Source organism: Rania fehmarnensis (assembly GCF_056494185.1).
In genome coordinates this window covers 6,806,698-6,813,696 of record NZ_CM151398.1, presented here as the reverse complement: position 1 = coordinate 6,813,696, position 6,999 = coordinate 6,806,698, and the positions used below count along the sequence as shown (strand labels likewise).

At 54.0% G+C, this 6,999-nt stretch carries 5 protein-coding genes; 3 read left to right on the top strand and 2 right to left on the bottom strand.

Going from position 1 to position 6,999, the window contains the following annotated elements; genetic code table 11:
- Window position 1 precedes the first annotated feature (1 nt).
- On the bottom strand, window positions 2-1,138 hold the full coding sequence (locus SH573x_RS23170; protein ID WP_479350224.1) for an HD-GYP domain-containing protein: 1,137 nt from the start codon (window positions 1,136-1,138) through the stop codon (window positions 2-4).
- Window positions 1,139-1,453: 315 nt separating this feature from the next.
- The gene (locus tag SH573x_RS23165) at window positions 1,454-2,611 is read right to left on the bottom strand and encodes a hypothetical protein (RefSeq protein WP_479350223.1); all 1,158 of its coding nucleotides are present in this window, start codon (window positions 2,609-2,611) and stop codon (window positions 1,454-1,456) included.
- Window positions 2,612-2,768: 157 nt separating this feature from the next.
- Between SH573x_RS23165 and SH573x_RS23160 the strand changes: the two genes are divergently transcribed.
- From SH573x_RS23160 to SH573x_RS23150, 3 genes are all read left to right on the top strand, one after another.
- A complete protein-coding gene (locus SH573x_RS23160) occupies window positions 2,769-3,752 on the top strand; it encodes a PEP-CTERM sorting domain-containing protein (protein ID WP_479350221.1) in 984 nt (327 codons plus the stop codon).
- A gap of 243 nt (window positions 3,753-3,995) precedes the next feature.
- The gene (locus SH573x_RS23155) at window positions 3,996-4,583 is read left to right on the top strand and encodes a YdeI/OmpD-associated family protein (RefSeq protein WP_494485603.1); all 588 of its coding nucleotides are present in this window, start codon (window positions 3,996-3,998) and stop codon (window positions 4,581-4,583) included.
- 62 nt (window positions 4,584-4,645) lie between these two features.
- Entirely contained in the window at window positions 4,646-6,991 is a 2,346-nt protein-coding gene (locus SH573x_RS23150; RefSeq protein ID WP_479350219.1) for a PSD1 and planctomycete cytochrome C domain-containing protein, read from the top strand.
- The last annotated feature ends 8 nt before the right edge of the window (window positions 6,992-6,999 follow it).

Genomic DNA, 6,999 nt, shown 5'->3' with positions numbered 1-6,999 from the left:
ATCACATCCATAGAATTCCGCTCAGCTCTGACTTGGTCAGTCGGCGTCGGCGACGATCGTCTTCTAGTGGCGCATCGATGGAGCGATTCGAACGCCGCAAATCGATGATCTTGCCTTGAGCGTCATCCAGGCGAACGATGGGGCGCACAGGGTCGGTCACCGAACTGCGAATAATTCGCCCGGTGCTATAATTGTCCAGCATCACTTTGGTGCCGATGCCATACATGGAGGTGGCTTTCAAAAATGCCCGCATGCATTCTGGATCGAAACGACCCAGCGACGTCTGACTAACCAGGTATGCGATCGTATCGGCACGCGTAATCTTAGTTGGCCCCAAGACGTCGGTCATGGTCAGATATGCATCCACCAGATTCAGGATCTTGCCGGCCGATGTGAGATGTTCGGCTGTTAAACCACGGGGGTAACCTGAGCCGTCCACTTGTTCATGTACTTGCGTCATGGCTACGCGCGAAGGCTGGTTGATCGCTGGGCAGGCGGCCACAAGCTCAACTCCCAATAGCGAATGTTGTCGCATGATCGCGGCCGCATCGACTATGCCCTGCTTGGCACGCAGCAGGTTTCGCGATTCGGTGTACAAGCTGATGTCATGCAAGACTCCAGCCATCGCTATGTCGGCACATTCTGCTGCGCTGAGTCCCAAGCTGACCGCAGTTGTGGCCGCCAGTGTGCCCAGCGCAACACTGCGAAAGGCCAACGCATCGTCAGCCGATAGTTGATCATTGGCGAAGTCCGCCTCCAGCGACCAAATCACTGAATCGGAATCGGTGCGGACTGCGCTCAGCAAGCGAGCGAAGATCGACTGGAGAACGCCTAAATCGACCTCCGACGAACTAGCCAAACCTTTGGCCGCCGAGGCAACCGCTTTACTGGCCAAGGAACTGGATTGACTGACCGCTTGGATCAGCGCCTCATCGAGTGGTTGTTCATACGGTTCAGCTGCGCCCGTGCGCATCAAGACTTTCACAAACCCGGACTGAATCCATAAATCGACGAGATTCTGTTCCAGAGTTCGTCCTTGTTTCACGATCACCTGCCCAGCCGGCGTGAGCAAATCACCGGGCAAAGGCGTATCGATGGGCAAATCACTAATGGCAATTTCTTGCAAATCGTCGGCCACAGAATCCCTCACTGCTTATCATGTTGCGCACTTGCGAAAACGTTGCCAGCAGCTCTAGCTTGCCGTCGGATTCACGTGAGGGGTGTAATCCAACTGCTATCAGCCTGGACTGGTTTACGTAATAAAACCTTGGAGCAAAACCGATCGAGTAATGGCGGGCTACCGATGTGCTTGCTTAGAAAACGAACTTAGCTTTCTCACAGATTTCAATCAATGTTGTTTAAGCAAGTTTGGCGTAAACGCGCACCACTGCTGCAGTATTGACCTGGTGCTTGCTTTTCCGCATTTCAGAAAAATGCCTCAGATCGACACGGTTTAACCAGATGCACAAAGTCGTTGCCAATCATCAGGCGTCAGCAAAGCTGATCGCGGTATGTGAAAAAGTTGAGCGTGCATCTCGAAGACAATCATGTCTTCCGTCTGCTGAGTGACGCGCAGAATACTGCGAGGCATGCGCATGCCAGAATACCAATTGCAAGTTGCAAACTCATCATCCGAGAGCCAGCCGTACTGCGTTACTTCTTGCGAATCAGGCGCAGCACTTCCTCTTCTGAACCAAGGCAGCATGGCCAGTAAGTTGAAACCCAAATACAGCAAAATGCCCACTACCAGCCACACGCCCACGTTACGCCACGCATAGATCGCCAGGCCCAGTAAGACCATATGGCTCACTATCGACGAGATCGCATTTTTCAGATTCGCCCGTTGTGGCATAGGCTTCCAGCCTGTGTCCTGTGATATAGGCTTCGAGCCTGTGTCCTGTGGCATAGGCTTCCAGCCTGTGTCCTGTGGCATAGGTGCCACGGTGAATGAGTAGCGAAAATGAATGGCATTTTCGGGTGCTTGTCCGATCCGATTCCACATCGGCCACGACGCGGGATCCTGGCTGACCTGATAGTCTCGCCAATTCGACTTCAGCAACTCGCCGATTGGCAGGTTGTAGTGATTCAGGATCCTCGTCGTTATGGCCAGGTATCGAAATGGATCGTCATCTAGCTGCACCGCGATTCCAGCGTCGGATACTCGGGCCACCGACACGATGGAGGGGCTGAACCAGTACTGGTGTAAACCATCATGAAACAGCATGCCGTCGGCTGAAAATTCGCCTTGGGCTATGCTCAGCAAATCTGGATGTTGTTTCAGTTTGCGACCGGCGATGGCTCGAAGGTTAATGCGACCCTGGATGTAAAAGAGCGTAAAAATGGTGCCGGCTAGAAAGGCGCTGGCCACCATCATGCCAGTGTAATCACGCTCGTAAATGGACATGGTCAAAACGAGTACGAAGAGCGGCACTACAACCAGAAGCAGCAGCCCGGCCAATATGATCCACAGCCAACGTTCGTAATGTTTGATTGGCAGAAGTCGCAGGTAATCGTCCTCGGTCATTTCGCCGTCAAAGGTCAAGCGGCCATCGAATTTCGCAGTAGCAGGGCCGGCTGTGGGCGGCTGATACGGATTCTCGTCTGCCGTCATGGACGCACTGTTTCTAGAAATCACTTAACTTTGCAGGCTGTGGATGGCTTGGACTGCAATTTTAGTAAGAGCCGCAGCGGAAATCATCGCCCAAGCGGGCTCTTGTCCGTTTAGCGGATTACCCCTTGCAGTTATTGTTCTCGGAAAGCAAACGAAAATGTGGAAGCCACCCATCGCGATCTCGGGCAATTTATTGATCGTTATTGTGCTGTGCCTACTGACCAGTCATCCAGCTCAGTGCCGGGCCGATATCGTCTATGGTGCCGAATTTGGCACGGATTCGCTATTTCGCGTTGACGCACTGGGCAATCGAGTCAACTTCGGTGAAACCTCGAATTTGTCGGGACCGACAGGCATGGCAGTTGATGCTGCTGGCAATATTTTTGTGGCCAGTACCAACACAGGGGCGGTCCGCAAGTTTTCCTCGTCTCTGGACGATCTCGGGGACTTCATCGTCGCGCCGGACTTTGATATAAGCGGTCTGGCTGTCGATGCGTCAGGCAATTTGTACGTGGGCTGCTTTTCTGGTCCCAATTTTAATCAAGATGGATCCATCAGACGGTACGCTCCCAATGGTGACTACCTGGGCATTTTCACGACTCTGGTGATAGATAATTTGCCATTTGAGTTTGGCCCCTCGTCTTATTTTTCAATGAACTTCGACAGTCAAGGAAATCTCTGGGCAATCGACGATTTCTTCGGCAAGCTCTACAAGTTTGCTCCCAATGGAGACAACTTGCTCAGCATTAGCGTAATCGGTGCATTGGCGTTAGCCAATGCACCAAGCGGCGACGTCTACGTGAGCGATTACTTTGAGTCGGCACCCGGTGTCCTCACTAATGGTATACATCGATTTTCATCGACGGGCGATGATTTGGGTTACGTGGCGATCGATACGCCGTTCATGATTGGTATGAGCTTTGATAGTGACGGCCACATCATTGCCAGCTTGCCCGACTTCGGCGAGGTGCGTCGCTTTTCAGTCACTGGTCAAGATCTCGGAGCGCTGGTGTCGGGTTTGACTTTTCCGACAGGCGTGGCCGTTGGCATCAGCGCCGTTCCCGAACCCACTTCGCTGGCCCTATGTGGGCTGGTCGTGGCTGCCTGCGCGGGCACACGCAGACTCAAGCGCCGCCGTTAGGCAGCTGAGCCAAACACCGCAAATGTAGAGCGGCTGTCCTCAGCCGCTCAGCACCCGCTAACCAGATCTTCTACCGACCGTTTGCCCGTGGACCTTCGCCCTCCCTGGACACGCGGTCGGTCGAGAATTTGGTTAGCGGGTTCTGAGCGGCTGGGGACAGCCGCTCTACGTGGGAGGATTGGGCTATGATAAATGGAACGAACGAAAATCATCAGACGGACATAGGACATCTGGGATACGCATATGTCGGGGATAGTTGTGCCGGATGACAAGCCGGTTATCGCCTTTCGAACGCCAGTCTTGTTTGAAAGCTGGTTAGACGAGCATCACAGCGAACATAGTGGTCTTTGGATCCACTTTTTCAAAGTGAATAGTGGCAAGCCAAGTATCACCTACGCCCAAGCGCTGGATATTGCCTTGTGCTACGGCTGGATCGATGGCCCAGTTCGACCGGGAAACCATGAGTCTTGGGTTCACAAGTTCACACCTCGCGGCAAGAAAAGCGTCTGGTCACAAAAGAATAAAACTCATATCGACCGATTGATCAAAGAGGGACGAATGAAGTCACCAGGGCTAGCAGTCGTAGAAGCCGCCAAAGCCGATGGAAGATGGGAGGCCGCCTATGCCTCTTCTTCTACCTTCGTCGAATCTCCAGATTTTTTAGCAGCCCTAAAGAAATCCAAGCGCGCAACCCAGTTCTACGAGACTCTCTCAAAAGCTAATCGATACGCGTTTTACTATCGCTTGCATACCGCGAAGAAACCCGAGACTAAAATACGGAAGATTGCGGAATTCATCGCCATGCTCGAACGCGGTGAAACGTTTCACTAGTACTTCCAAACGGAAATGAGGCTGACATCGATGGACCCTCTCGAATTGCAAGCGACGCTGCCATGAATTGCCTGCTTACTAGACTGCCAATTGTTTACCTGGTGGGCCAATTGTTACTGCCTATCCTCGCGAACGAGCTGGTTGCAACCGAACCAGTTGAGTTTAATCGCGATGTGCGGCCGATCCTGGCCGACAATTGCTTTGCTTGTCACGGTCCCGATGCGTCTCATCGCCAAGCGGAATTGCGATTGGATGTGCGCGATGTAGCGCTCGAGCGCGGCGCGATTGTTCCCGGCAAGGTGAGCGAAAGCGAACTAGTCCAACGCATCACCACGGAGGATGCCGAGGCGATCATGCCTCCGCCTCAGTCGCATAAGATACTAAGTCAACAAGAGCGTGATGTGCTGCAACGTTGGATTGAACAAGGTGCTGCATATCAGAAACATTGGTCCTACGAACTCCCAGTAAAAATCGCCACCGGCGAAAATGAACATCCGATCGATTACCTGGTTCGAAAAAGATTGCATGCAACCGGACTGGTCGAATCGCCTAGCGCCGATCGTCGCACACTTGCGCGGCGACTGCATTTCGATTTGTTAGGTCTGCCACCGACGCCGGCCAGCGTTCGGGCATTCGTGGAGGACTCTGCCGAAGATGCCTATGACAAACAAGTCGACAAGCTGTTGGCTAGTCCGCACTTTGGAGAACGCCTGGCGATCGGTTGGCTAGATGTCGTGCGATTTGCCGATACGATTGGTTATCACAGCGACAACCCGCGCAATGTTTGGCCGTATCGCGATTGGGTTATCCGCAGCTTCAATGATAACAAGCCGTTTGATCGATTTACGCGCGAGCAGCTAGCCGGTGACTTACTGCCCGACGCTAATCAAGAGTCGCGTGTCGGTTCAGCTTTCAATCGCTTGCTGCTGTCGACCGAAGAAGGTGGTGCTCAGCCCAAGGACTACGAGGCGCGCATGTTGACCGATCGCGTGCGTGCCGTCGGTGCTGCCTGGCTCGGGCAAACGACCGGCTGCGCACAGTGTCATGATCACAAGTTCGACCCGTTTACGATGCACGACTTCTATTCATTAGGTGCCTTCTTCGCAGACATTAAGGAAGCGGCCGTTGGCCGACGGGAAGAAGGCATGCCTCTGGTCAACAGCGATCAGCAACTCGAGCTGGAGCGACTGCACGCCGCGCTGAACAGCTGCAAAGAGAAGTTGAAAGAACTTGCCGAAGATGAAGCAGCTAAGCATGAGTTGCAGGAGGCCGAAGCAGCTGTCAAGAAATTCGAAAGCCAGTTACCCCATTGCCTGGTCAGCCTCAGTTCATCGCAGAAACGCGTCGTGCGCATCCTGCCGCGGGGAAATTGGATGGACGAAAGCGGACCACAAGTCCGCCCTGCTCTGCCCGCCTTTCTCACCACTGCCCCGGTGACCGATCGAGAACTCACGCGACTCGACTTGGCTGACTGGTTAGTCTCGCGTGATAACCCGCTGACGGCCCGCGTGGTGATGAATCGTTTGTGGAAACAATTTTTCGGAGCCGGCTTATCGCGCGTGCTGGAAGATTTAGGAGCGCAAGGTGAACCGCCCACCCATCCTGAACTGCTCGATTGGCTGGCGTGCGAGTTCATCGATAGTGGCTGGAACATCAAGCATATGGTGCGACTGATCGTGACCAGTGAAACCTATCGCCAGTCATCGAGCGCATCACCCGAACTGCGCGCGGCAGATCCCAACAATCGCTGGTTGGCGCGACAGAGCGCCTTTCGCCTGGAGGCGGAATTAGTACGCGACAACGCGCTAGCGGTTAGTGGACTGCTGGTGCCCGATATTGGCGGACCAAGCGTTAAACCGTATCAGCCTGAAGGTTACTGGGAGAATTTGAATTTTCCACCGCGCGAATATCAGGCAGATCAAGGGCCGGCGCAGTATCGACGCGGGTTGTATATCTGGTGGCAGCGCAGCTTCTTGCATCCCAGTTTGTTAGCCTTCGATGCCCCCAGTCGCGAAGAGTGTTCTGCTGATCGCAATCGATCCAACTTGCCGCAGCAGGCTCTCATCTTGCTGAATGATCCAACCTACGTGGAAGCGGCCCGCGCGTTGGCTGTGCGCTGCTTGACCCAGCCAGTCACACGCCCCGATGGAAGTGAGGACTTGCAACGCATCGCCTGGGCCTGGCAGCAAGTCGTGCAGCGTGATCCCAGCGACCTCGAACTCCAGCAGGCGTTGGAGTTGCTGGCGAAACACGAGGCCCTATATAGGAATGATCCATCAGAGGCCGAAAAGTTACTGGAAATCGGACAGTCTCCACGCCCGGCTGACCTTGATCCTGTCGAATTGGCCACGTGGACTCACCTGGCCCGCGTGCTGTTAAACCTGCACGAGACCATAACACGTAATTGATTTTAGGT

What these genes read in the sequence shown, in the direction of transcription:
- SH573x_RS23160 (WP_479350221.1), top strand. Translation starts at nt 2,769, where the DNA reads ATGTGGAAGCCACCCATCGCGATCTCGGGCAATTTATTGATCGTTATT.
- SH573x_RS23150 (WP_479350219.1), top strand. Translation starts at nt 4,646, where the DNA reads ATGAATTGCCTGCTTACTAGACTGCCAATTGTTTACCTGGTGGGCCAA.
- SH573x_RS23155 (WP_494485603.1), top strand. Translation starts at nt 3,996, where the DNA reads ATGTCGGGGATAGTTGTGCCGGATGACAAGCCGGTTATCGCCTTTCGA.
- SH573x_RS23165 (WP_479350223.1), bottom strand. Translation starts at nt 2,611, where the DNA reads ATGACGGCAGACGAGAATCCGTATCAGCCGCCCACAGCCGGCCCTGCT.